Below are 24731 nucleotides of genomic sequence, written 5' to 3' on the forward strand. Positions count from 1 at the left end.
CTGAATGGATATTTACCGGAGTGAAGGCTAGACTCATTCGCTTGTTCCCCTGGTTCCGGCAATGATGGGACTGCGGTGTTGCCCGCTGTTGAAAAAGGACGCTGAATGAACTGCAGACCCCGTACAGCTCATCGTCTGCGTACCGCAACTCTTCTTGTCATGGCGCTGTTGTCGAGCGCCTGCAGCGTCGCTCCGCCAGCGCAGCCCGAATTGCCGTTCACCCTGCCGGGCACCTTCGCCGCTGAACCCTCCAGCGCCTTTGCCGCCACTGAGCGCTGGTGGGCAGAGTTCGAGGACGAGCGTCTGAACCGCTTTGTCGACACCGCGCTGCGGGACAACCCCGGCCTGACGCAGGCGATTGCCCGCGCACGGATCGCCGAGGCCCGGGTCCGCTCCACCGGCGCCGATGCCTTGCCCCAGGTCGGCATCGGCCTGAACAGCACTCGCCAGCGCCAGAACCTGTCCGGGCTGGGACTGTCGGATCTGGCGGGGGATATGGCTATCCTCAGCAATAACCACAATGCGGCGCTGGATATCAGCTGGGAGCTGGATCTGTGGGGCCGGCTGTCGGCCCTGAGCGCAGCAGCCCGGGCCGACTTCCTGGCCAGCGGTGAACAGCTGCGGGCCATGCGTCAATCGGTGGCCGCGCAGATCACCCAGCTGTATTTCGATGTCGCCCATGCCCGCGCCCAGGTCGAGCTGTCGGAGCATACCGTCACCGCCCTGGAGGAAATGGCCCGGCAGATCAACAATCGGGTGCGGGTCGGCATTGCCTCGCCGGCGGACGGCATGCTCGCCGATGCCAACCTCGGTTCGGCCCGCGCTGGGCTGGAGCAACGCCGCGAGGCGTTGGCGATCAGCGTGCGTCAGCTGGAGGTGCTGATGGGCAATTACCCGGCAGGCAGCCTGCAGACCGCCGCCACACTGCCCGATGTCCCGCCAGCGCCGACTGCGGGTGTACCCGCGCAGCTGCTGGTCCGGCGTCCGGATGTGCGCGCGGCGGAGTTGGTGCTGCTGGGGGCCGGTTATCAGCTGGGCGCAGCCAGGCGCTCGTTTCTGCCGTCGCTGTCGCTGACCGGCTCGGGCGGCTACTCCGGCAGCGAGTTCTCCGAACTGTTCAACAGCAGCAACCTGGTCTGGTCGATCGGCGGGCGCATCGTGCAACCGATCTTCCAGGGTGGCCGGCTGGTCGCCCAGGTGGATATTGCCGAAGGCCAGCGCGATGAGATGCTTAACGCCTATGTCGAGACCGCGCTCAACGCCCTGGCGGAGGTGGAAAGCCGGCTGGCGGTGGAAAGCCTGCTGGCGCGCCGCGAACAGGTGCTGGATGGCTCGGCCAGTGCCGCTGAGGAGGCGGTGCGGGTGTCCTATAACCGCTATCTGCAAGGGATCGATCCCTTCCTCAATGTGCTGGAAAGCCAGCAACGCGCGCTGGATGGCCGCAGCGCCCATATCAGCGCCCGTCATGCGCGGATCGAAAACCGTATTGCCCTGCACCTGGCGCTGGGCGGCGGCTTCGAGTCCGACTCGCCGGCGTTACTGGAGGTGACGCCCGTCGCGGCCGGTAGCCTGTCCACCCACCCTGGAGAAGAGCCAAGATAATGCACAAGAGTCGTATCAGCGCCATCGGCATGGCTTTGCTGTTCGGTCTGCTGGGGTGTGGTGGTGCCCAGGAGCCGCAGGCCCAACACAACGGCCAGCCCGCCGAAGGGCAACAGGATGGCACGCAACTGGTCAGCGTCAAGGTGGTACCAGTTGAGCAGCGCAACCTGCAGGCCTGGGTTTACAGCCAGGGCACCGCCCGGTCGCGGCAGCGCGAATTCCTGACCTTCACCCAGCAGGGCATGGTCTCCCATGTCGATGAGCAGTTGCGGGTTGGTAGTCCGGTGAAAACCGGTCAACTGATCGCTCACCAGGCACCCGAACGGGTCCAGGCCGATCTGCAGGCAGCCAAGGCCGCGCTGGCCGAGGCGCAGGCCAATCTCGGTCTGGCGCAGGTGACCCGTCAACGCTACGAAACGCTGATCGAACAGCGCTCGGCCTCGCAGCAGGAGCTGGACCAGGCCGTGGTGCAGGTGGAGCAGGCCACGGCGGCACGGGACAACAGCCGGGCGCAGCTGGCGCAGGCGCAATTGACGGTGGATGAGTCGCGGCTGGTGTCCCCCATCGACGGGGTGCTGGCGCGCCTCAACATCGAGAAGGGACGCTACTTCATGCCCAGCGTGGTGCAGACCAACACAGAACAGAATGCCCTGCGCACGGTGCCCGCGCTGGTGATCGATCCGAACCGCTTCGAGGTACGGGTGGACCTGCCGTCCTATGACTTCCGCCAGGTCGAGAGCGGCGCCCGGGCGGTGATCGGCGGCGAACCGCCGCGCGATGGGCGCGATGTCGATCCGCTGATCGGTGACGATCGGGTGGCCGGCAGGGTGCACGCGGTCAGTCCCTCATTGGACCCGGAGACCCGTACCTTCGAAGTGATAGTGCATACCGAAGGGGAAAACCCCGGCCTGCAGGATGGCGAGTTCGTTGCTGTGTGGATTGCCCTGCCGGCGTTGCAGGACAGCCTGGCCGTGCCGCTGGAAGCGCTGCGTTTTCGCAATGATCAATCCTTCGTCTTCGTGGTGGATGAGGACAGTGGCAGGGTCAACGAGCGCCGGGTCGAACTGGGGCAGCAGGCCGGTGCCTACCGCGCCGTCAACAGCGGCCTGGAGCAGGGCGAACGGGTGGTGACCGACGGCCGTGCGGCGCTGTATGACGGTCAGCGGGTGCGTATCCTGGACAACGGGACTGCCCATGAGTAGCCCTGATACGTCGGAGCTGGCCGGCAACGGCACGCCGCACGAGAGCGACGAGGTTCGCCGGGCCCACCCGCTGGCGCGGTTCTTCTTCCTGCAGCCGATCTTCGGCATCCTGCTGCTGGTGACGCTGCTGCTGGGCGGGCTGATGGCCTATCTGCAGTTGGTCAAGGAATCGCTGCCCGACCTGAATATCCCGCAGGCCACCATTACCACCACCTGGCCGGGTGCCGACCCGCGTACCATGGAGGAGCAGGTGACCGACATCATCGAGGATGAGGTCACCACTCTGCAGGGTGTGCGCCGGGTCGACAGTGCTTCCTACGATTCCTTCTCGGTGATTTCCGTCGAGTTCGACGCCTCGGCCGACCCGGTGGACGCGATGACCCGCCTGCGTGCCGCGGTGGCCGATGCCGAGGCCGAGCTGCCGGCGGATGTGGAGCGGCCGGCGATCGAGCAGGCCTCGGTGGATGACATACCCATCTTTACCTTCGCCCTGCATGGCGAGGCCGGCTCGGCGACCATGAACCAGCAGGCCCGGCGTATACGCGATGTGCTGGAACGCCTGCCGGGCGTCAACGAGGTGAATATCGGCGGCGAGCGCGAGGAGATCGTGCAGATACTGCTGCGTCCCGACCGCCTGCTGGCGCTGGGCCTGTCGCCCTCCAGCCTGCGCAATGCGGTGCAGCAGGCCAATGTCGAGCAGCCCTTCGGCGAGATCCGCAGCGACGATATCGGCGCAGTGGTCCGCCTGGAAGGGCGTTTCCGTGATGCCGACGACCTGCGTGCCCTGCCCGTGGCGCGGCTCAGTGGCGTCGGCACTGGCCGCGCGGTGCGCCTGGATGAAGTAGCCTCGGTGCAGCGCATGCAGGAAACCGAAACCACCCGTGCCTTCTTCAGCAGCGAGGGTGGCAGCTATGCCGCCTCGCTGGAACTGTCGGTGCGCAAGACCCCGGGCGCCGACACGGTGAAGCTGGTCGAGACCCTGCGCGCCACCCTGGATCAACTGCGCAACGAAGGGGGCTGGCCCTCCGGTCTGGAGTACAGCGTCACCCAGGACGAGGCGGCGCAGATCTGGGACTCGCTGGCCGAGGTGTTCGTCAGCGCCCTGCAGACCATGGCCATCGTCTTCGTCATCCTGTTGCTGACCATCGCCTGGCGCGAGGCGATAGTGGCGGGCCTGTCGGTACCGGTGACCTTCGCCGGGGTGTTGCTGATCATCCTGCTGATGGGCTATTCGCTCAACGAGCTGGTGGTGATCGGCATGGTGATTGCGCTGGTGATGATCGTGGATGTGTTCATCATCCTGCTCGAAGGCCTGCACGATGAGATCTACAACGGCGGCAAGACCTTCGGCCAGGCCGTGCTGGCCACGGTCAAGCGCTACGCCATGCCGGCCTTCGCCGCACAGCTGACCACCATCCTGGCGCTGGCGCCGCTGATGTCGATCAGCGGGACCGTGGGCGAATTCATCCGCGTGCTGCCGACCACCACCGTGGTCTGCCTGATTCTGTCGTTCATCGTCGCCATGCTCTGTTCGTTGCCCCTGTCCCGGGCGCTGCTGGGCAAGCAGCGCAAACCCGACAATCCACGGCAGCAGGGCCTGTCCGACCGGGTGACCGGCAGGGCGATGGACAGCCTGGAGCGCTGGAATGCGCGCTGGGTGGTGCGCAGCCGCAAGCAGTCCTGGCTATGGGTGTTCGCCGCCATCGGCCTGTTCGTACTGTCGATGATGGCCTTCAGTCAGGCGCGGGTGGAGCTGTTCCCGCCGACCGACGGTGAGCGCCTGGGGATCAACATCGAGTTGCCACCTACCACGCAGCTGGCCAGCTCGCAGGCGGTGGCCGACGAAATCGGCAGCATGCTCAGGGACAAGCCGTATTTCCAGAGCGTGGTGAAACTGGTTGGCCTGAAGAGCCCCTTCGCCGGAGGCTCCATGGCCGCCAACCTGCAACCCAGCGAGGCGGAGAACTTCATCGGATTCTCGGCCATCTTCCGCCCGCGCGACGAGCGCGACGCCGAATCCTATGAGTTGGCCGACCAGCTACGCCAGGAGCTGTCGGCCTACCTTGAACAGCGCGTTGCCGCCGCCCAGTTGCTGGTGGTCGCCGAGTCCGCCAGCCCCAGCAGCGGCGACCCGATCGAGATCCAGCTGATCGGTGCCGACATGGACGAGCTGCAGCGGCTGTCGCGCCAGGTCCAGGCCCTGCTGGCCGCTACCGAGGGGGTGGTCGATGTGCGTGACAATATCGGTATGCTCAAGCCGCAGCTGGCATTGCAGCCCGATCGCGAGGCGGCCAACTTCTTCGGCATCGACCATGGCGACCTGGCCTCGCAACTGCGCATCGCCTTCAGTTCGGATGAGGTCGGCACCTTCATTACCGACGATGGCGACGACAATATCGACATCCGCCTCGGCACCGAATGGCCAAGCCGCCCGGGCGAGGCCGGTGGGCCGCGCAATACCGAGGAGCTGTCGCGGGTGCGGGTGTTCACCCAGGACGAGCGCTCCTTCGCCATGCAGCAACTGCTCAAGCCGACCCAGTCGGAAGCCGCCATTGCCATTTCCCACGTCAATGGCGAGCGGGCACTTACCGTCATGGCCAAGAACGAAAGCCGCACCGTCGGCGAGGTCATGGCCGAGGTGCAGCCCAGGCTGAAGGAGCTGCAACAGCAATGGCCCTCCGGCTATCGCAGCGTGATCGGCGGCGAGGCTGCCGACACCAGCGAAACCTTCGGCTCGGCGCTGGTGGCTCTGGTCATCGCCGTGGTGCTGGTGGTGGGCGTACTGGTCATCGTCTTCAGCAGCTTCCGTCAGGCCTTCATCATCTTCGCCACCATGCCGCTGGCGGTGATCGGCTCGGCCCTGGGGTTCTGGGCCTTCGGCATCACCTTCTCGTTCTTCGCCATGATCGGCCTGGTCTCGTTGATCGGCATCGCCATCAACAACGGCATCATCATGGTCGATACCATGAACAGCTACATCAAGGACGGCATGTCCATCCCCGCTGCTGCCGCCGCCGGCTCCGCCCGGCGCCTGCGCCCACTACTGAGCACCGCCATCACCACCATCGTCGGCCTGGTGCCGCTGGCGGTCAGCAGCGCCTTCTACCGGCCGCTGACCCTGGTGATCATCTTCGGACTGATCTCGGTTTCCATCCTCGCGCTGGTCGTGGTGCCGGCGCTGTATCTGCTGCTGACGCCGGCGGATGCGGGGCAGGCGAAGTCGCTGGATTGATGGGTAGCCCAGGCCGCTTGCAAGGCGGTATGAGCGTATGGGGCGCCTCGAAGACTAAAGGGCATCTCAACGAACCATGGGCTGATACCACGGTCACAGTTTAGGAACACCTCCAGTCACTCCGGAGAAGATCTTATGGACACCTTTGGGGACATGCTCGGCAACTGGGAATCCAGGTCCCGGGAAGCCAGTGAGCGGGTTGAATACACCCTGACGATGCACAAGCATGATCTGGTCAAAATCAAGGCCTTTGCGCAGGCATACGGCCTGGATGAAGCTACCATCACCCAGGATCTGATCCGCTGCGCTATCAAGGAAGCGGAACAAGCCATGCCCTACGTGAGGGGAACCCAGGTGATCCGCATCGAGGAAGGTGAAGAAATCTATGCCGATGCGGGCAAGACCCCTGCATACGTTGAGGCTGAACAGAAACTGTCCAAGCTCCTGTGAGTTCAAAGAGTGCTTTATCCGTTAGCCAGGCAGCGGTTGCTGTGGCGCGGCTGGACGATAATGGTAAGCTGACATCAAACCGGCCTATCATCAACCGCCATGACAACAGGAACGTTGTGTCTCGAGCAATATGATTTGCCAACTCCGGTCCACGCCTGCGGCCGTTTGGTACGGCTGCTGCTTTGCTGCTTGCTGGCCGTCGCCAGCAGCGTCCAGGCGAGCCAACCGCTGGTCCTGAAACTGGGCGGTTCGGCGGACTCCATGGCCTATGCCCGGCTGTTGCTGGAAAGCGCGCTGCAGGCCAGTGGGCATCAGGTGACTGTCGAAGAGCTGGCTGGTCAGGACTCCCTGCCGATGACCCGCCTGGAGGTCATGTTGAAACAGGGCGGTATCAGTGCCCTGATCCTCGGACGAACCGAGGAACGCGATCGCAAGTTCCTGCAGGTACCGGTTGGCATGACCGACAATCTGGTCAACCAGCGCATCCTCTTCATCCACAAGGGCAGCCAGCCGCGCTATGACGGCGTGCACAGCCTCGAGGATTTTCGCCAGTTGGGCAAGATCGCGGCCATGGGCGAGGCCTGGGCCGATCGGACAATCTGGCAAGCCAACGGCCTGGTGCTCGAAACCATCAGCGGTGACTGGCGCAGGCTGTACCGGATGGTCGCATCACCGGCGCGCCAGGTTGCCTATCTGCCCCGTGGCGCTCATGAAATGAGTCGGGAATGGCGGCTGCATCCCGAACTGGATGTGGAACGCAACCTGGTATTCGTCTACCAGCAGGACCATATCCTCTACGTCTCACCCACCCAACCCGAACTGCACCGGCTGTTGCACGAAGCCATGCTGGCTGCACAGGATACGGGACTGATCCGGCGGCTGGCTCGGGAGCATTATGCCGAGGTGTTCGAGCCACCGGTGAGTCTGCAGCAGCGGCGGGTTATCCAGCTTGAATCAGGCGCACCCTGAGCGGCTACCCTCTGTCTGTCCTCCGGATGGAGCACGACCCGCCGCTTTGGCGAGCCGGATCAACGGCTGGAGATGTATCCTGTTCAGTTGACAAAACTTACGTATCTCAAGGGCGCAGTGTGGACAGAGAACAACTGGAACAGAATCAGATTCCAATCTATTTCGCCGCCGTCATCCTGGCGGCTATCGGAGGCCTTGCATTCCCCACTGCCTCCCAGGCACTGAGCGTACTCGTGACTCCTGCCATTGCAGTACTCATGTACGCCATGTTCCTGCAGATCCCGTTTCTGGAGCTTCGAGAGGGGCTCAGTAATAAACGCTTCATGCTTGCGCTTCTGATAGCGAATTTCGTCCTCATCCCTTTGCTGGTGTGGGCTCTGACCAGGGGGCTCTCCGATCACCCGGCGATTCTGATGGGGGCTTTGCTGGTTTTGCTTACCCCCTGTATCGATTATGTCGTGGTGTTCACCCACCTGGGAAAGGGTGACGCCAGGCTGACGCTGGTTGCCACGCCGGTACTCCTTTTGCTGCAGTTTGTGTTACTGCCTCTATACCTGGCCTTCATGCTGGGTCCTGATTCAGCTGTTGTGATCTCTATTAGTCCATTCATCGAGGCCTTTCTGTTGTTGATCGTATTGCCCCTGATATTGGCGGTAGTCACCGCTGCGGGGGGCAAGGGATCCAGGGTTGTGAATCTCTGGAACCACGCCTGGGGGTGGGTGCCTGTCCCGGCCATGGCCACGGTATTGGTCGTGGTGATCGCGTCGCAGATGGCGTTTGTGGTGGGGGATATAGACCAACTGTTGCCTGTCTTTCCTGTGTACATCAGCTTCATGCTCCTGGCGCCGTTGATAGGGATGCTGGTTGCACGCGCCTTCAGATTGCCTGCGACAACGGTGAGATCGGTCGCCTTCAGTAGTGCGACACGTAACTCGTTAGTGGTTCTGCCCCTGGCATTGGCTCTTCCCGAAGAAATCCGAGGGCTCGCGGCGGCCGCAGTTATCACGCAGACACTGGTCGAGTTGGTCAGTGAGTTGATCTATATCCGCGCCATTCCCTCCTTGGTGCGGGAGAGGGTAGAGGTTCCGTTCCGGCGCTGATTTGGCAACCTGAGCTGCCTCACCGGCGCGCTAGGTCGACTATCTACCCCGCGGCATCTTTCATTTGCCTCCCGTCAGCGTGTTGTAGCTGTTGATCAGGTTGCGATAGTCAGGGATATGGTTGGAGAACAGCGTGCCCAGACCCTCGACATCATTGCGCCAATCGCGATGCAGCTCACAGGCCACGCCGAACCAGGTCATCGGCTGGGCACCGGCGGCGATCATGCGATCCAGCGCCGAGCTGCGTGTCAGTTCGTTGAAGGTGCCGGAGGCATCAGCCACGACGAATACGTCAAAACCTTCCGCCAAGGCCGAGAGGGCTGGGAAGGCCACGCAGACTTCGGTCACCACGCCAGCGATGATCAACTGTTTCTTGCCGGTTGCCTTTACCGCTGCGACGAAGTCTTCGTTATCCCAGGCATTGATCTGACCCGGGCGGGCGATATAGGGGGCGTCGGGGAAGAGTTGCTTCAGTTCCGGCACCAGCGGGCCGTTGGGGCCATCCTCGAAGCTGGTGGTCAGGATGGTGGGTAGCTCGAAGTATTTGGCCAGGTCGGCCAGGGCCAACACGTTATTCTTGAAGGTGTCGGGATGAATATCCCGTACCAGGGATAGCAGACCGGTCTGGTGATCGACCAGCAATACGGCGGCGTTGTTCTTGTCCAGGCGAACATAGGGCTTGCTCATGATCATCTCCTGTTAGCGATAAGCCAATGGGTGGCGCATGGCGATGTGTCGCTCCGTTGAATGATCGGTGCGAGTGCATGAAGCTTAGATTCAATACGTCAGGCCGGACAGGGCATCAGTCGGTTATTCAGCGTTTGCCTGGGCAGTACGCAGTTGGAGGGCTGTGACGAGAGAAGTCTTGTTGCCTGGACAGGCTTCAGGGAAATGGTGGGCCCAGCAGGACTTGAACCTGCGACCAATCGATTATGAGTCGACTGCTCTGACCAACTGAGCTATAGGCCCCCGAGCTGACATTGTGGCAGCCGGGGAATTATACGTATTGAGGTGCCGGGTGGCTAGGCTTGTGAGCATCCGGGGGTAAATCACTGCGCCACAACGAAAAACGCCCGGACAGGCCGGGCGTTTTCGATGCTGCAGGTGTTACTCGTCGAGGAAGCTGCGCAGGTGGTCGCTGCGGGTCGGGTGACGCAGCTTGCGCAGAGCCTTGGCTTCGATCTGACGAATCCGCTCGCGGGTGACGTCGAACTGCTTGCCGACTTCCTCCAGCGTGTGGTCGGTGTTCATGTCGATACCAAAGCGCATGCGCAGTACCTTGGCTTCACGCGCGGTGAGGCCGGAGAGCACTTCGCGGGTGGCTTCCTTGAGGCTTTCCACGGTGGCCGAGTCGATCGGCGATTCCATGGTGCTGTCCTCGATGAAGTCGCCCAGATGCGAGTCTTCGTCGTCGCCGATCGGGGTTTCCATGGAGATCGGTTCCTTGGCGATCTTCAATACCTTGCGGATCTTGTCCTCGGGCATTTCCATGCGCTCGCCAAGCTCTTCGGGCGTAGGTTCGCGGCCCATTTCCTGGAGCATCTGGCGGGAGATGCGGTTGAGCTTGTTGATCGTCTCGATCATGTGCACCGGGATGCGGATGGTGCGCGCCTGGTCGGCGATCGAGCGGGTGATCGCCTGGCGAATCCACCAGGTGGCGTAGGTAGAGAACTTGTAGCCGCGGCGGTATTCGAACTTGTCCACCGCCTTCATCAGGCCGATGTTGCCTTCCTGGATCAGGTCGAGGAACTGCAGGCCGCGGTTGGTGTACTTCTTGGCGATGGAGATCACCAGACGCAGGTTGGCCTCGACCATTTCCTTCTTGGCTCGGCGTGCGCGCGCTTCACCAATGGACATGCGGCGGTTGATGTCCTTGACGTCGGCGATGCTCAGTTGGGCATCCTGCTCCAGGGCGATCAGTTGCTTCTGGGCGCGGAGGATGTCGGCCTTGACCGCTTGCAGGGCCTCGGCATAGGCGGGGCCTTTGGCCAGCAGGTCATCGATCCACTGCTCGTTGGTCTCGTTGCCAGGGAAGCTGCGCAGGAAGTCGGCACGCGGCATGCGTGCGTCGCGGACGCACAGTTGCATGATGGCGCGTTCCTGGGCGCGAATGTGATCCTGGGTGCTGCGTACGCGCTCGACCAGAGCGTCATACTGCTTGGGCACCAGCTTGATCGGCATGAACAGCAAGGCCAGGGCGTCCAGTTCGGCGACGACTTCCGGGCTGCTGCGCTCATGCTTCTTCAACGCCTTGTTGAGCTTGTCCAGCTGTTCCTGGATGGCACCGAAGCGCTGACGGGCGACTTCCGGGTCCGGACCGCCGTCGCTTTCCTCTTCGGCTTCGGTGTCGTCCTCTTCGTCTTCCTCGTCCTCATCCTCGTCGTCGGCGGAGGCTTTCTTGTCGCTCTTGGGCTTGGCTGCTTCGCCGGGAACGATGGCGTTGTCGGTGCCGGACATGCCGTCGTCATCCGGGTCGATGTAGCCGCTGAAAATGTCCGACAGGCGCCCGCCTTCCTCGGTGATGCGCTGGTAGTCGCCGAGGAAGCCGTCGACGGTGCCGGGGAACATGGAGATGGCAGCCATGACTTCGCGGATGCCTTCCTCGATGCGCTTGGCGATTTCGATCTCGCCTTCGCGGGTCAGCAGCTCGACGGTGCCCATTTCCCGCATGTACATGCGTACCGGGTCGGTGGTGCGGCCGATGTCGCTTTCGACGGCGGCCAGCGCGGCGGCGGCTTCTTCGGCGGCGGCTTCATCGGCGTCGCTGTCGGCCAGCAACAGGGCATCGGCATCGGGTGCAGTCTCGAAGACTGTGATTCCCATGTCGTTGATCATGCGAATGATGTCTTCAACCTGTTCCGGATCTGAGATATCCTCAGGCAGATGGTCGTTGACTTCCGCGTAGGTCAGGTAGCCTTGCTCGCGACCGCGGGCGATGAGCTCTTTGAGACGGGATTGCTGTTGCGCTTTTCCGGACATAACAACCCTATGTGGATGCCTTGGTGTGCAAAAAAGTAAGCTGCGGATTATACCCTGAAAACAGGGTGTCTTGCCAGTTTGCCTGATTGTCAGTGCCCGGCAGTTGGTGTATGCCGGTTGCTCAGGAGCTCTCGCAGCTGCTGTTTCTCCTCGGTGCTGAGTGGGGTCTGCGCCGACTTGTCGAGGAGGTGCTGAATCTGTCGGTCGGTCTGTCGTGCCATTAGTGTATTTATAGTGTCGAAAAACTGTTGTTCAAGGTTGGCGCTGGGAATATTCAGCAGCCACTCCTTCTCGGCCAGCCGGTTGAGCTGGTCTCCCAGGGCCGTTCCGTGCCATCTCGCCAGCAGTTCTATGGTCGACAGTTGCGGATTTTTCTGCAGCGCGTCGATCAGTGCGATCAGCAGCTGGGCCTCTTCGTCATCCTCGTTGGCCAACTGGCTGGCCTGCTTCACCAGGCCGGCCAGGTGCGGATGATGCAGCAGGGTGCGGGTGGCGCTCATGACCGGGCTTTCCACTGTGCTGCTATCGCGCTGGCGTGATGGCTGGCGTTGCGCGCGGCTGGGGCGAGTGATTGCCGGTTGGCTGGGCCAGTCGGGTGCCTCGTCATAGTCGCGCTCGTAGCCTTCCCAGGCGTCGTAGCCCTGTTCGACCGGCGGTGCTTCGGCCGGTGCGGCCGGTGCTGCGGGCAGGCTGTCCAGGTCCATGCCGGTGCGTTGCTCCAGGGACTGGCGCAGCAGGCGGCGCAGCAGGCTGCCGGGCACCTGTTCGATCAGCGGCAGCGCCAGTGTCGCCAGGTGCGCCTTGCCTTCCAGACTATTGGGCGGCGCTTCCTCGGCCAGATGGCGGAACAGGTAGTCGGTCAGCGGTTGCGCTTGTTGCTGCATGCGTGCGCGGAAGGCGTCATGGCCTTCGCTGCGGATCAGGCTGTCCGGGTCCTGGCCTTCGGGCAGGAACATGAAGCGCACGTGGCGGCCGTCCTCCAGTGCCGGCAGGCAGGACTGCAGGGCGCGCCAGGCGGCCTGGCGACCGGCGTTGTCGCCGTCGAAGCAGAACACCACGTTGTTGACGATGCGGAACAGCCGTTTCAGGTGCTCTTCGCTGGTGGCGGTGCCGAGGGTGGCTACCGCGTTGGTCACGCCGTGCTGGGCCAGGGCGATGACGTCCATGTAGCCCTCGACTACCAGGATGTCCTCCAGCTGGCGGTTCTGCCGGCGCGCCTCGTACAAACCATACAGCTCGCGGCCCTTGTGGAATACCGGGGTTTCGGGTGAGTTGAGGTACTTGGGTTTGTCGTCGCCCAGCACCCGGCCACCAAAACCGATGACCCGGCCGCGGCTGTCGCGGATGGGGAATACGATGCGATCGCGGAAGCGATCATAGCGCTTGCCGCTGTCGGGGTTCTCCACCACCAGTCCGGCCTCGATCAACACCTTCTGTTCGGTGTTGTCGGTGGCCAGGTGGCTCATCAGATTGTCCCAGCCGGGTGGGGCGAAGCCCAGGTCATAGGTCTTGGCGATCTGTCCGGTGAGGCCGCGTTGTTGCAGATAGTCCACCGCCCGCTTGCGCTGGGCATGCTGGCGCAGTTGCTGGCGATAATAGGCGGCGGCATTCTCCAGGACCGGGTACAGCGGGCTGTCCTGGCGCGAGGGGCGTGGGCCGCGGCGGTCGCTGCGTTCTTCGCGCGGTACCTCCACGCCGGCCTGACGGGCCAGTTCCTCCACGGCCTGGGGGAAGTCCAGGCGCTCGAAATCCATCAGGAAGCCGATCGCATTGCCGCCGGCGCCGCAGCCGAAACAGTAGTAGAACTGCTTGTCGGGGCTGACGCTGAAGGAGGGTGACTTCTCGTTGTGGAACGGGCAGAGTGCCGAGTAGTTCTTGCCGGTCTTCTTGAGCTTCACGCGCGAGCCGACTACCTCGACCACGTCTGTGCGTCCGAGAAGATCGTCGATGAAACCCTGCGGAATCAGCCCGGCCATGCATGCTGCCTTGCGAAGGTGAAATGGATGTCTGGGGTGTCGAGCCCTGGGTCGAGCGGCTTGGCATGGGTATATGCGCCGGGCTCGAGCCTGTCGGGGCGAGATGATAGCATACGCGAGCAACACGAAAATCCAGCCATTTCCAGTGAAACCGGAAGGCCGGACCAGTGCGTACGGTATATCTGTGCGTGTCCTGCCGCGATATTGGCGGGAGACTGGCTCGGCGGGCCTGCGATCAGGCCCGGCAGGACGCTACAGCTGAACTCAGTACAGGCGCTCGCGGCGACGATTTTCGCGCTGCAGCTTCTTGGCGTGACGCTTGACGGCAGCTGCTGCCTTGCGCTTGCGCTCGGTAGTGGGCTTCTCGTAAAACTCGCGACGGCGGACTTCAGCCAGGACGCCGGCTTTTTCGCAGGAGCGCTTGAAGCGGCGCAGGGCCACGTCGAAGGGTTCGTTCTCTTTTACTTTGACGGCAGGCATTTCGTACCTTTCTCAAAAAACTGTGGTTAATAGCCCCGATGAGGATCAGAGCAATCGCATTTCAAGGGGAGCGGATGTTACCGTCTTCGGCCGGGAAATGCAAAGGTGATTTGTCTCGACATCCGTGCATTACCCGCCGAGGTTTGCTGCGAATCGTGCCATTTACCCGTGCCGAGGCCGGATTCGGTCAGTAAAGGCTGGTCTGTGCCGGGTCGGGGGATTATCATGCACGCCTCTTTTTCAGCTGATCGGCCTTCCTGATTCCATGCGTGTTCTGGGTATTGAAACCTCCTGTGATGAAACCGGCATCGCGCTGTACGACAGCGAGCGCGGCCTGCTGGCCGATGCCCTGTTCAGCCAGATCGACCTGCATCGCGTCTACGGTGGCGTGGTGCCGGAGTTGGCCTCGCGGGACCATGTGAAGCGCCTGGTGCCGCTGATGCGCGAGGTGTTCGAGCGTGCCGGGGTGACACCGGGCGAGGTGGATGGAGTGGCCTACACGGCTGGTCCGGGGCTGGTCGGTGCGCTGCTGGTGGGTGGTGCCTTTGCCCGGGCGCTGGCTTTCGCCTGGCAGGTGCCGGCGCTGGGTGTACATCATATGGAGGGGCATCTGCTGGCCCCCATGCTGGAAGAGCGTCCTCCGCAGTTCCCGTTTGTCGCCCTGCTTGTGTCTGGCGGTCATACCCAACTGGTACGGGTCGAGGGCATCGGGCGGTACGAGCTACTGGGTGAGTCGCTGGATGACGCGGCGGGGGAGGCTTTCGACAAGACTGCCAAACTCATGGGGCTGCGCTACCCCGGCGGCCCGGAAATCGCCCGGCTGGCCGAGCAGGGGGAGGCGGGCCGGTTCGTGTTCCCGCGGCCGATGACCGATCGTCCCGGCCTGGACTTCAGCTTCAGCGGTCTCAAGACCTTTACCCTGAACACCTGGCAACGCTGTGTCGCCGCCGGCGATGACGGCGAGCAGACCCGCAGCGATATCGCCCTGGCCTTCGAACAGGCGGTGGTCGAGACGCTCACCATCAAGTGCCGTCGGGCGCTCAAGGCCACCGGTTACAAGCGACTGGTGATCGCCGGCGGGGTCAGCGCCAACCGCCGCCTGCGCGCTGCGCTGGAGCGCATGGCCGAGGGCCTCAAGGGTGAGCTGTTCTATGCCCGCACCGAATTCTGCACCGACAATGGTGCCATGATCGCCTACGCTGGCTGCCAGCGCTTGATGGCCGGGCAGCAGGATGAGCAGGGCCTGGCGCCACGGGCGCGCTGGCCACTGGAGCAGTTGCCGGCTATCGTCGGTTGATCAGAACCTGAAACGGTTTTCGTTGCCGGCCAGCAGGCGGCCGATGTTCACCCTGTGGCGCAGCAGAATGAACAACACCATCAGGCTGACCGGAATCTGCAGTTGCGGGCTGTGCCAGGCCAGCCAGGGCAGTACCGCGACACAGGCGGCCAGCGAGGCGAGGGACGCGATATTGCGCACGGCGAAGGCGCCGAGCCAGACCAGGGCCGCTATCGCAGCGGCGGGCCAGGACAACGCCAGCAGTACGCCGGCGGCGGTGGCCACGCCCTTGCCGCCCTGGAAACGATGGTACAGCGGCAGGATATGGCCAACCACCGCGGCCAGCCCGACCCAGGCCTGCTGTACCGGCTCCAGTCCGAGCTGGCGTGCCAGCCAGACGGCCAGAGCGCCCTTGCCCATGTCGCCCAGCAGGGTGGCCAGCGCCAGGGGACGGTTGCCCAGGCGCAGCATGTTGCTGGCCCCCGGGTTGCGCGAGCCGAAGCTGCGCGGATCAGGTTGATGGCGCAGCCGGGCGAGCAGTACGGCGAAGGAAATCGAGCCGAGTAAATAGGCTGCGCAGAGCAGCAGGTTGAATTCGACGGTCATGGTGCGTCTGGCCGGGCTGAGTGAAAGGCCATTGTAGTCGACATGGGAGAAAACAGTGGATCAGGTTTTTATCAGGGGGCTGGAAGTCGAGACGGTGATTGGCGTCTATGACTGGGAGCGAACCATCCGCCAGCGCCTGGTGTTCGATCTGGACATGGCCTGGGATATCCGCGCTGCGGCGGCGCAAGATGACCTGGACCAGGCGCTGGATTACGCGGCGGTCAGCCAGCGGGTGCTGGACTATGTGGGTGCCAGTCGTTTCGAACTGATCGAGAGCCTGGCCGAGCGGGTCGCCGAGCTGGTCATCGGTGAATTCGGCGTGCCCTGGCTGCGCCTGAGCATCACCAAGCCGGGCGCTGTCCCGGCAGCCACCGGCGGTGTCGGTGTGACCATCGAGCGCGGAGCGCGCCGCGCATGACCCGCATTTACCTGGGGGTGGGTAGCAATACCGACCGTGAGCACCATCTGCGGCGGGGGCTGGATGCACTGGAGCAGTTGCTCGGCCCCCTGCAGTTGTCACCGGTGTTCGAAAGTGATGCGGTGGGTATTCTCGCCACCCGTTTCTACAACATGGTGGTGGCGGCGGATTGTTCGTTGGAGTTGGGCGATCTGAATGCCGCGCTCAAGGCTATCGAGGCGGCCTGTGGCCGCCGCGAACAGAGCGTGGTTGGGCGTATCACCCTGGATATCGACATCCTGCTGTATGGCGATCTGTTTGGCCGGCACGAGGGCGTGCTGTTGCCGCGCCCGGAAATCGTCCGCAACGCCTTCGTGCTGTGGCCGCTGGCGCTGTTGGCGCCCGAGGTGCAGCTGCCGGGCAGCGGGCAGTCCATTGCCGGACTGTGGAGTGGCTGGCGTGGCGGGCAGAAAGTCTGGCCAGTGGCCTTCGACTGGCGCGGACAAGCATTGACGCCGGAATTGCTGTTGCGCCAGGGATTGCCCGCGGCCGATCCGACACCCGGTAGCGGCGCGGCCTAGATCCCGGGATAGAGCGGACTGCTCATGCCGTTGTGATGATGTGGCGATCCGGTTAACGCTTCGCTGTTCTCTCTCGCCTGACTGCCGTCATCCTTCGTTTCTCCCCCGTCATCCTTCGCGCAGGCGAAGGATCCAGGGTGCCGGCTGACTCAGAGTGGCCTGTGGATCCTTCGCCTGCGCGAAGGATGACGAGGTAGAGTGTGGGCTGCCTCGGCGCAATCAGCCAGCTATTCAAGCTCGACTGCGACAATACTCCGCCACCAGTCGCAGGCGTTCCTTTTCCATCTGTTCACCCAGCTCCGCGCCCTTGAAGCCCTGTTCCAGCAACCCCTGCACCTCCGCCGAGCGGGCGGCATCGGCTGCGCCGCGCAGGTAGTCGGCCTGCGGGTAGTCGCGTTGCTCCAGGCCGGTGCGGCCCCGGGCATCGGCCTCGCAGGCACCGAGAAACTGCTCGAAACGCTCTGGCCGGCGGTAGGTGTCGAAGGCCTTGAACAGCTTGAGCAGGGTGCCGGGCTTGAGCTCCATGGCGCGGTGGCAGTGGGTGTGGTATTCGCAGGTCAGCAGCGCCAGCTCCTGGCACTCGCGCGGTGCCTTGCAGCGCTGGTTGACCGCCTTGACCGCGGCCAGCCCCTTGCTTTCATGGCCATGGTGCTTGGGCCAGAAGCGCTCCGGGGTGCGGCCCTTGCCCAGGTCATGCATCAGGCAGGCCCAGCGTGCCGGCAGGGGCAGCTCCAGCTGCGCCGCCTGCTGCAGCACCAGCAATACATGCTCGCCGGTATCCACCTCCGGGTGGTGCGCCGCGGGTTGCGGCACGCCGAACAGGCAATCGACCTCTGGCAACAGCTCGGCCAGGGCGCCACAGTCGCGTAGCACACGAATGAACACATCCGGGCGCGGCTCCATCAGTGCGCGGCTGATCTCCTTCCAGCTGCGCTCGGCGGTCAGCGCCTGCAGCTCGCCCGACTGCGCCAGTTCGCGCATCAGTTGCAGGGTTTCATCAGCCACACGAAAGCCCAGCGGCGCATAGCGCGCGGCAAAGCGGGCTACACGCAGCACCCGCAGCGGATCTTCGGCGAACGCCGGGGAAACGTGGCGCAACAGGCGGTCGTGCAGGTCCTGCTGACCGCCGTAGGGGTCGATGACGGTTCCTTGGTCGTCCATGGCCATGGCGTTGATGGTCAGGTCGCGGCGCTGCAGGTCCTGCTCCAGGGTGACCTCGGCACTGGCGTGGAAAGTGAAGCCGCCATAACCGCGACCGCTCTTGCGCTCGGTACGGGCCAGGGCGTATTCATCACCGGTTTGCGGATGCAGGAACACCGGAAAGTCCTGGCCGACCGGGCGAAAGCCCGCCGCCAGCAGTTGTTCGGGGGTGGCGCCGACCACGACCCAGTCATGCTCGTGGTAGGGCACGCCCAGCAGTTGATCGCGGACGGCGCCGCCGACCAGGTAGGTCTTGAAGTCTGTTTTCATGGGCGAAGCTTAGGGCGGGCAGGGGGCGTGCTGCAAGGGGCTGGCGTAGCGCAGGGGCGCTACACCCCCAGGAAAGCGCGGTAGTTATCCCAGGGGTTGGCGTAGCGCAGGGGCGCTACACTCCCAGGGGAAACGCGGTACTCATCCCTGGGGTTGTCGAGCGCCTGCTCGACGACAGGGCTTCATATCGGGGGTATGTTCATGTCGAAACGCGGGATCGATTCCTCGCTGTTGCCTGGGCGCGGCGGCATGTGTGCCTCGGCCTTGATGGTATCGCCCTCCATGCTCAGCAGATGGATATCGAAGCCCCACAGCCGGTGCAGGTGCTTGAGCATGCGCTCGGTGGTCTTGCCCAGCGGTTTGCCCTCATGGCGCTGGTGGCGCAGGGTCAGCGAGCGGTCGCCACGCCGGTCGACTTCCCACACCTGGATATTCGGTTCGTTGTTGCCCAGGTTGTACTGCGCGGCGAGCAGTTCGCGCACCTTGCGGTAACCCGAGTCATCGTGGATCGCCGCCACCTGCAGATGGTCGTCCTTTTCGTCGTCGACGATGGCGAACAGCTTGAGATCGCGGATCACCTTGGGTGACAGGTACTGCAGGATGAAGCTCTCGTCCTTGAAGGTGCGCATGGCGAACTTGAGGGTTTCCAGCCAGTCACTGCCGGCAATGTCGGGGAACCAGCGGCGATCCTCCTCGGTTGGGTTCTCGCACATGCGGCGGATGTCCTGCATCATGGCGAACCCCAGGGTGTAGGGGTTGATGCCGCTGAACCACTCGCTGTCGAATGGCGGCTGGTAGATGACGCTGGTGTGCGACTGCAGAAATTCCATCATGAAGCCGTCGGAGACCTTGCCCTCGTCGTACAGGTGGTTGAGCAGGGTGTAGTGCCAGAAGGTGGCCCAGCCCTCGTTCATCACCTGGGTCTGGCGCTGGGGATAGAAGTACTGCGCCACCTTGCGCACGATGCGCACCACCTCGCGCTGCCAGGGCTCCAGCAAAGGCGCGTTCTTCTCGATGAAGTACAGCAGGTTCTCCTGCGGCTCGGCCGGATAGCGCGATTCCTCTTGGTGCTTGTTGTGGGCGTCCGGGTTGATCGGAATGGTGCGCCACAGGTCGTTGACCTGGCGTTGCAGGTATTCCTCACGTTCCTGCTGGCGGCGCCGTTCTTCCTCGGCGGAGACCGGGTAGGGGCGCTTGTAGCGGTCGACACCGTAGTTCATCAGCGCATGGCAGGAATCGAGCAGGTCTTCCACCGCATCGATGCCGTAACGCTCCTCGCACTGGCTGATGTACTGCTTGGCGAACACCAGATAGTCGATGATCGAGCCGGCATCGGTCCAGCTGCGGAACAGGTAGTTGCCCTTGAAGAAGGAGTTGTGGCCATAGCAGGCATGGGCGATCACCAGCGCCTGCATGGTCATGGTGTTCTCTTCCATCAGATAGGCGATACAGGGATCGGAGTTGATCACGATCTCGTAGGCCAGGCCCATCTGGCCGCGCTTGTAGTGCTTCTCGGTATGCAGAAAGTGCTTGCCGTAGGACCAGTGGTGATAGCCCAACGGCATGCCCACCGAGGCGTAGGCATCCATCATCTGCTCGGCGGTGATCACCTCGATCTGGTTCGGGTAGGTGTCCAGGCCGTAGATGTCATGGGCGATACGGGCGATCTCGCGGTCGTATTCGCGGATCAGCTCGAAGGTCCATTCCGATCCGCTGGAGATGGGCTGACGGGTCATGTGGCCATCCTCTTCTGGAACAGCTTGCGGAACACCGGATAGATATCCCCCGCATCGACGATCTGCTGCTGGGCGAAACTGTCGGGGAAGTGCTCGGCGACCTGTTCGTACTCGTACCATAGCGCCTGGTGCTCGCGCGGAGTGATCTCGACGTAGCAGTAGTACTGCATGGCCGGCATCAGCTGGCGGATCAGCAGTTCGCGGCAGATCGGCGAGTCGTCGTTCCAGTTGTCGCCATCGGAGGCCTGGGCGCAGTAGATGTTCCACTCGTTGGGCGAGTAGCGATCGGCAATGATCTGCTGCATCAGCCGCAGCGCGCTGGAGACGATGGTGCCGCCGGTTTCCCGCGAGTAGAAGAACTCCTCCTCGTCGACCTCCTTGGCGCTGGTGTGGTGACGGATGAAGACCACGTCGATACGTTCGTAATTACGCTGCAGGAACAGGTACAGCAGTATGTAGAAGCGCTTGGCGATGTCCTTGGTGGCCTGGGTCATCGAGCCGGAGACGTCCATCAGGCAGAACATCACCGCCCGCGAACTGGGGTCGGGCTGCTTGACCAGCAGGTTGTAGCGCAGGTCGAAGGTGTCGAGGAAGGGCACCCGGTCGATGCGCGCACGCAGTTGCTGGATTTCCAGCTCCAGGTCGTTGATGTCGATCAGGTTGTCCGGCTGCTGCTGGCGCAGCAGCTCCAGTTCGCGCAGGGCCTCGCGCAGGCGGGCGCGGCTGCCGCCGGACAGGGCGATGCGCCGGGCATGGGCCGAGCGCATCGAGCGGACGATATTGATGCGCGACGGGTTGCCCTGCTGGCTGATACCGGCGCGCACCGTACGGAAGGTGTCGGTGCCGGCCAGATGGCGCTTGATCAGGTTGGGCAGGGCCAGATCCTCGAACATGAAGTCGAGGAACTCTTCCTGGGTGATCTGGAAGACGAAATCATCCTCGCCTTCGCCGGTGTTGCCGGCCTGGCTGCCACCCCCGCCGCCTCCGCCGCCCCCCTCGGGGCGGGGAATACGGTCGCCGGTGGCGAACTCCCGGTTGCCGGGAAACACCCGGGTCTGCCGGCCTCCCGGGCCGTGATGAAATATCGGCTCATCGATATCCCGGCCGGGGATGCTGATCTGCTCCCCGTGCTCGATATCGGTGATGGAGCGGCGGCCGACCGCCTCTTCCACCGCTTTCTTGATATGCGCCTTGTAGCGGCGCAGAAAGCGTTGGCGGTTGACCGTGCTCTTGTTCTTCCCGTTCAGACGACGGTCGATCACATAACTCATAGGCCCCTCCGGGGTAGCTCGCGGCTGCCGTTACTGCGCTTTGCGCACCCGCAGATACCATTCTGACAGCAGGCGGACCTGCTTCTCGGTATACCCACGTTCGACCATTCGAGTGACGAAATCGTTGTGCTTTTTCTGGTCCTCGGTAGATGCCTTGGCGTTGAAACTGATCACCGGCAGCAGGTCCTCGGTGTTGGAGAACATCTTCTTCTCGATCACCATGCGCAGCTTCTCATAGGACAGCCAGCTCGGATTCTTGCCGTTGTTGTGGGCGCGGGCGCGCAGCACGAAGTTGACGATCTCGTTGCGGAAGTCCTTGGGGTTGCTGATGCCGGCCGGCTTCTCGATCTTCTCCAGCTCTTCGCTGAGTGCGCCGCGGTCGAGGATCTCGCCGGTATCCGGGTCGCGGTACTCCTGGTCCTGGATCCAGAAGTCGGCGTACAGCACGTAGCGGTCGAAGATGTTCTGCCCGTACTCGCTGTAGGACTCCAGGTAGGCGGTCTGGATTTCCTTGCCGATGAACTCGACATAGCGCGGCGCCAGGTACTCCTTGAGGAAGCGCAGGTAGCGCTCGCTGACCTCGGCCGAGAACTGTTCCTGCTCGATCTGCTGCTCCAGCACATACAGCAGGTGCACCGGGTTGGCCGCCACTTCGGTATTGTCGTAGTTGAACACCTTGGACAGGATCTTGAAGGCGAAGCGGGTCGACAGGCCGGTCATGCCCTCGTCGACACCAGCGGTATCGCGATACTCCTGGATCGACTTGGCCTTGGGATCGGTATCCTTGAGATTCTCGCCGTCGTAGATGCGCATCTTCGAATAGACGTTGGAGTTCTCCGGCTCCTTGAGCCGTGACAGCACGCTGAACTGGGCGAGCATCTTCAGCGTGTCGGGAGCGCAATGGGCATGGGCCAGTGAGCTGTTGGTCAGCAGCTTCTGGTAGATCTGGATCTCGTCATTGACGCGCAGGCAGTAGGGCACCTTGACGATGTAGATGCGATCAATGAAGGCTTCGTTGTTCTTGTTGTTGCGGAAGGTGTGCCACTCCGACTCGTTGGAGTGCGCCAGTACCACGCCGTTGAAGGGCAGGGCGCCGAGACCCTCGGTACTGTTGTAGTTGCCCTCCTGGGTCGCGGTCAGCAGCGGGTGCAGCACCTTGATCGGTGCCTTGAACATTTCGACGAACTCCATCAGACCCTGGTTGGCGCGGCACAGGGCGCCGGAATAGCTGTAGGCGTCCGGATCGTTCTGCGGGAACTCCTCCAGCTTGCGGATATCCACCTTGCCGACCAGCGCCGAGATGTCCTGGTTGTTCTCATCGCCCGGCTCGGTCTTGGCGATGGCGATCTGCTGCAGGATCGACGGGTACAGCTTGACCACGCGGAACTGGCTGATGTCTCCGTTGTACTCGTGCAGGCGCTTGACCGCCCAGGGCGACATGATGCTGGTCAGGTAGCGCCGGGGGATACCGTAGTCCTCCTCCAGGATGTGGCCATCCTCTGCAGCGTTGAACAGGCCCAGCGGCGACTCGAACACCGGCGAGCCCTTGATCGCGTAGAAGGGCACCTGCTGCATCAGCGCCTTGAGCTTCTCGGCGATGGACGACTTGCCGCCGCCGACCGGCCCGAGCAGATAGAGGATCTGTTTCTTCTCCTCCAGGCCCTGGGCGGCGTGCTTGAAGAAGGACACGATGCGCTCGATGGCATCTTCCATGCCATGGAAGTCGGCGAAGGCCGGGTAGCGCTTGATCACCTTGTTGGAGAATATGCGCGACAGCCGAGGGTCCGTGGAGGTGTCAATCAATTCCGGTTCGCCAATGGCCATCAGCAGGCGTTCGGCACTGGTGGCATAGGTCGAGGGCTCGGCCTTGCACAGTTCAAGGTACTCCTGCAGGGACATCTCCTCCTGCTGAGTGGTCTCGAAGCGGTTCTGGAAATGACTGAATATGCTCATGGCATGACCTCGCTGTTACCTGAAATGAGTTGCGGGACTTCCGGGTAGGAGCCCACCTGCCGTGCAGCGAAGGGCGAAGATGATGGCATGTGCAATCCCCCATTACCGCTTGTCAGACAAGGCTCGGGAGTACGTCGATGGCAGCGTGGTGTCGCGCTTCGACCTGCTCCCCTGTTTATCGGAAGCCAGCAGACCGGCTTGCTTCTTTAGAATTTGATTGCCTTGAATTGAGGATAGTTCGTTTGCGCGCAGGTGACAGGGGATGTGGGAAAAAATTTACCAGGTAGGGGCGGGGGCCGCGTCAGGCGCGGCGGACGCGGGAGGGAAACTGTTGCTGCCAGAGTTCGAAGCCGCCATCCAGGCTGTACACCTCGGCAAAGCCGACGCTGGCCAGCCAGGCGGCGGCCTGCTGGCTGGAATTGCCGTGATAGCAGCACACCACCAGCGGCCGCTGGCGGTCGGCGCTGGCGACGAACTGCTGCACGCTGTCGTTGTCCAGATGGCGGGCGCCGCTGATATGGCCGGCCTGATAGCTGTGCGGGTCACGGATATCCACGACAGTGGCATCGCTATCCAGCAACTGTGCGGCAGCATCGGGAGCAATGCGTTGGAAGTCAGTCATGTTCAGTCCTCTCGGTGTTGGCAATCGCACTGGTGTCTTTCGCCGGTATCCACGTTCATCAGGGTCAGGCGGTTGCCCCAGACGCAGCCGGTGTCCAGCGCATGGATGCCGGGGATGTCGACCTGGCCCTCCAGCGCTGCCCAGTGGCCGAAGATGATGCGTATCGCCGGATCGCGGCGCGGCAGGGTGAACCAGGGGGCAAAGCCCTTGGGTGCCTCGCCTGGGCCTTCCTTGGACTTCAGGTCCAGGGTGCCATCAGTGCGGCAGAAACGCATGCGGGTCAGGTAGTTGGTGATCACCCGCAGGCGCTTGATGCCGTCCAGCCCGGGTTTCCAGCGTGACGGCTCGTTGCCGTACATCTCGTCGAGAAACCACGGCAGTTGCCGGTCGCAGCGTAGGACCGCCTCGACTTCGGCGGCGTATTGCAGGGTCTGCTCGGTATTCCACACCGGTGGCACGCCGGCATGGGTCATGATGATGCCGCGCGCCGCGTCGAAGTGCGCCATCGGGCGGCGGCGCAGGTTGTCCAGCAGGCGGTCGCGGTCGGGCGCCTTGAGGATCGGCAGCAGGGTGTCGGACTTGCGCAGACGCTTGCGGTCATAGGCGCTGGCCAGCAGGTGCAGGTCGTGGTTGCCCAGCACACTGATGCAGGCGTTGCCCAGGTTGTCCAGGTAGCGCAGGGTCTCCAGCGAGGCCGGGCCGCGGTTGACCAGGTCACCCACCGCCCACAGGGTATCCCGCGACGGGCTGAAGTCCACCTCGCGCAGCAGGCACTGCAGCGGTTCGAGGCAGCCCTGGATATCACCAACGGCGTAGACGGCCATGCTGG

General features: G+C 63.2%; 20 protein-coding genes and 1 tRNA gene. 9 read left to right on the forward strand and 12 right to left on the reverse strand.

Translation table 11 applies throughout. The features are described from left to right. The first annotated feature begins 105 nt into the window (after positions 1-105). The 6 genes from H6X51_RS06775 to H6X51_RS06800 all read left to right on the forward strand — a co-directional run bounded on the left by H6X51_RS06775 (position 106) and on the right by H6X51_RS06800 (position 8555). Positions 106-1602 (forward strand): efflux transporter outer membrane subunit, encoded by a 1497-nt coding sequence (locus H6X51_RS06775; RefSeq protein ID WP_185266763.1) that lies wholly within the window; start codon positions 106-108, stop codon positions 1600-1602. Next, a complete protein-coding gene (locus H6X51_RS06780) occupies positions 1602-2804 on the forward strand; it encodes an efflux RND transporter periplasmic adaptor subunit (protein ID WP_185266764.1) in 1203 nt (400 codons plus the stop codon). Before H6X51_RS06775 ends, H6X51_RS06780 begins: the two co-directional genes overlap by 1 nt. Continuing rightward, positions 2797-6036, forward strand: a complete 3240-nt coding sequence (locus H6X51_RS06785) for an efflux RND transporter permease subunit (RefSeq protein WP_185266765.1) — start codon at positions 2797-2799, stop codon at positions 6034-6036. Before H6X51_RS06780 ends, H6X51_RS06785 begins: the two co-directional genes overlap by 8 nt. Positions 6037-6171: 135 nt before the next feature. Continuing rightward, on the forward strand, positions 6172-6486 hold the full coding sequence (locus H6X51_RS06790) for a hypothetical protein (RefSeq protein WP_185266766.1): 315 nt from the start codon (positions 6172-6174) through the stop codon (positions 6484-6486). 135 nt (positions 6487-6621) lie between these two features. Beyond that, on the forward strand, positions 6622-7455 hold the full coding sequence (locus H6X51_RS06795) for a hypothetical protein (RefSeq protein ID WP_185266767.1): 834 nt from the start codon (positions 6622-6624) through the stop codon (positions 7453-7455). 119 nt (positions 7456-7574) lie between these two features. Further along, positions 7575-8555 (forward strand): arsenic resistance protein, encoded by a 981-nt coding sequence (locus tag H6X51_RS06800; protein WP_185266768.1) that lies wholly within the window; start codon positions 7575-7577, stop codon positions 8553-8555. Positions 8556-8615: 60 nt separating this feature from the next. Here H6X51_RS06800 and ycaC read toward each other — a convergent pair whose 3' ends face one another. The 5 genes from ycaC to rpsU form a co-directional block, all read right to left on the reverse strand. Beyond that, on the reverse strand, positions 8616-9242 hold the full coding sequence (gene ycaC, locus H6X51_RS06805) for an isochorismate family cysteine hydrolase YcaC (RefSeq protein ID WP_185266769.1): 627 nt from the start codon (positions 9240-9242) through the stop codon (positions 8616-8618). Between the two features lie 205 nt (positions 9243-9447). Next, positions 9448-9524 (reverse strand) — tRNA-Ile (locus H6X51_RS06810). Positions 9525-9662: 138 nt separating this feature from the next. Continuing rightward, entirely contained in the window at positions 9663-11534 is a 1872-nt protein-coding gene (gene rpoD / locus H6X51_RS06815) for an RNA polymerase sigma factor RpoD (protein WP_185266770.1), read from the reverse strand. 89 nt (positions 11535-11623) lie between these two features. Beyond that, positions 11624-13510, reverse strand: a complete 1887-nt coding sequence (gene dnaG / locus H6X51_RS06820) for a DNA primase (protein ID WP_185266771.1) — start codon at positions 13508-13510, stop codon at positions 11624-11626. Positions 13511-13774: 264 nt separating this feature from the next. Next, positions 13775-13990 (reverse strand): 30S ribosomal protein S21, encoded by a 216-nt coding sequence (gene rpsU, locus H6X51_RS06825; protein ID WP_036989131.1) that lies wholly within the window; start codon positions 13988-13990, stop codon positions 13775-13777. Between the two features lie 265 nt (positions 13991-14255). Here rpsU and tsaD point away from each other — a divergent pair, with 265 nt between their 5' ends. Then, positions 14256-15287, forward strand: coding sequence for a tRNA (adenosine(37)-N6)-threonylcarbamoyltransferase complex transferase subunit TsaD (tsaD, locus tag H6X51_RS06830; RefSeq protein WP_185266772.1), 1032 nt, complete (start codon positions 14256-14258; stop codon positions 15285-15287). Here the strand turns inward: tsaD and plsY are convergent, their stop codons facing one another. Next, positions 15288-15872, reverse strand: coding sequence for a glycerol-3-phosphate 1-O-acyltransferase PlsY (plsY, locus tag H6X51_RS06835; protein ID WP_185266773.1), 585 nt, complete (start codon positions 15870-15872; stop codon positions 15288-15290). Between the two features lie 55 nt (positions 15873-15927). On the opposite strand from plsY, the gene folB reads away from it, so the two are divergent. Both folB and folK read left to right on the forward strand, forming a co-directional pair. Then, positions 15928-16290 carry a dihydroneopterin aldolase gene (folB, locus tag H6X51_RS06840; protein ID WP_185266774.1) on the forward strand — a complete coding sequence of 121 codons (363 nt, stop codon included), beginning with the start codon at positions 15928-15930 and terminating at the stop codon, positions 16288-16290. Continuing rightward, positions 16287-16850, forward strand: coding sequence for a 2-amino-4-hydroxy-6-hydroxymethyldihydropteridine diphosphokinase (gene folK / locus H6X51_RS06845; RefSeq protein ID WP_185266775.1), 564 nt, complete (start codon positions 16287-16289; stop codon positions 16848-16850). The genes folB and folK overlap by 4 nt, the downstream gene beginning before the upstream one ends. A 231-nt stretch (positions 16851-17081) precedes the next feature. Here the strand turns inward: folK and H6X51_RS06850 are convergent, their stop codons facing one another. The 6 genes from H6X51_RS06850 to H6X51_RS06875 all read right to left on the reverse strand — a co-directional run bounded on the left by H6X51_RS06850 (position 17082) and on the right by H6X51_RS06875 (position 24726). Then, positions 17082-18320 (reverse strand): multifunctional CCA addition/repair protein, encoded by a 1239-nt coding sequence (locus H6X51_RS06850; RefSeq protein WP_185266776.1) that lies wholly within the window; start codon positions 18318-18320, stop codon positions 17082-17084. Between the two features lie 182 nt (positions 18321-18502). Beyond that, complete coding sequence (locus tag H6X51_RS06855) at positions 18503-20056, reverse strand: SpoVR family protein (RefSeq protein ID WP_185266777.1); 1554 nt, start codon at positions 20054-20056, stop codon at positions 18503-18505. Further along, on the reverse strand, positions 20053-21327 hold the full coding sequence (locus tag H6X51_RS06860) for a YeaH/YhbH family protein (RefSeq protein ID WP_185266778.1): 1275 nt from the start codon (positions 21325-21327) through the stop codon (positions 20053-20055). The genes H6X51_RS06855 and H6X51_RS06860 overlap by 4 nt, the downstream gene beginning before the upstream one ends. 30 nt (positions 21328-21357) lie before the next feature. After that, on the reverse strand, positions 21358-23280 hold the full coding sequence (locus tag H6X51_RS06865) for a PrkA family serine protein kinase (RefSeq protein ID WP_185266779.1): 1923 nt from the start codon (positions 23278-23280) through the stop codon (positions 21358-21360). A gap of 301 nt (positions 23281-23581) precedes the next feature. Beyond that, the gene (glpE, locus tag H6X51_RS06870) at positions 23582-23902 is read right to left on the reverse strand and encodes a thiosulfate sulfurtransferase GlpE (protein WP_185266780.1); all 321 of its coding nucleotides are present in this window, start codon (positions 23900-23902) and stop codon (positions 23582-23584) included. Positions 23903-23904: 2 nt separating this feature from the next. Continuing rightward, positions 23905-24726 carry a symmetrical bis(5'-nucleosyl)-tetraphosphatase gene (locus H6X51_RS06875; RefSeq protein ID WP_185266781.1) on the reverse strand — a complete coding sequence of 274 codons (822 nt, stop codon included), beginning with the start codon at positions 24724-24726 and terminating at the stop codon, positions 23905-23907. Positions 24727-24731: the final 5 nt, after the last annotated feature.

This window comes from Halopseudomonas xiamenensis (assembly GCF_014219065.1).
Classification (GTDB): domain Bacteria; phylum Pseudomonadota; class Gammaproteobacteria; order Pseudomonadales; family Pseudomonadaceae; genus Halopseudomonas; species Halopseudomonas xiamenensis.

Coding starts and splice junctions, on each gene's coding strand:
- H6X51_RS06775 (WP_185266763.1), top strand. CDS start 106: ATGAACTGCAGACCCCGTACAGCTCATCGTCTGCGTACCGCAACTCTT.
- H6X51_RS06780 (WP_185266764.1), top strand. CDS start 1,602: ATGCACAAGAGTCGTATCAGCGCCATCGGCATGGCTTTGCTGTTCGGT.
- H6X51_RS06785 (WP_185266765.1), top strand. CDS start 2,797: ATGAGTAGCCCTGATACGTCGGAGCTGGCCGGCAACGGCACGCCGCAC.
- H6X51_RS06790 (WP_185266766.1), top strand. CDS start 6,172: ATGGACACCTTTGGGGACATGCTCGGCAACTGGGAATCCAGGTCCCGG.
- ycaC (WP_185266769.1), bottom strand. CDS start 9,242: ATGAGCAAGCCCTATGTTCGCCTGGACAAGAACAACGCCGCCGTATTG.
- rpoD (WP_185266770.1), bottom strand. CDS start 11,534: ATGTCCGGAAAAGCGCAACAGCAATCCCGTCTCAAAGAGCTCATCGCC.
- dnaG (WP_185266771.1), bottom strand. CDS start 13,510: ATGGCCGGGCTGATTCCGCAGGGTTTCATCGACGATCTTCTCGGACGC.
- rpsU (WP_036989131.1), bottom strand. CDS start 13,990: ATGCCTGCCGTCAAAGTAAAAGAGAACGAACCCTTCGACGTGGCCCTG.
- tsaD (WP_185266772.1), top strand. CDS start 14,256: ATGCGTGTTCTGGGTATTGAAACCTCCTGTGATGAAACCGGCATCGCG.
- plsY (WP_185266773.1), bottom strand. CDS start 15,872: ATGACCGTCGAATTCAACCTGCTGCTCTGCGCAGCCTATTTACTCGGC.
- folK (WP_185266775.1), top strand. CDS start 16,287: ATGACCCGCATTTACCTGGGGGTGGGTAGCAATACCGACCGTGAGCAC.
- H6X51_RS06850 (WP_185266776.1), bottom strand. CDS start 18,320: ATGAAAACAGACTTCAAGACCTACCTGGTCGGCGGCGCCGTCCGCGAT.
- H6X51_RS06855 (WP_185266777.1), bottom strand. CDS start 20,056: ATGACCCGTCAGCCCATCTCCAGCGGATCGGAATGGACCTTCGAGCTG.
- H6X51_RS06860 (WP_185266778.1), bottom strand. CDS start 21,327: ATGAGTTATGTGATCGACCGTCGTCTGAACGGGAAGAACAAGAGCACG.
- H6X51_RS06865 (WP_185266779.1), bottom strand. CDS start 23,280: ATGAGCATATTCAGTCATTTCCAGAACCGCTTCGAGACCACTCAGCAG.
- glpE (WP_185266780.1), bottom strand. CDS start 23,902: ATGACTGACTTCCAACGCATTGCTCCCGATGCTGCCGCACAGTTGCTG.
- H6X51_RS06875 (WP_185266781.1), bottom strand. CDS start 24,726: ATGGCCGTCTACGCCGTTGGTGATATCCAGGGCTGCCTCGAACCGCTG.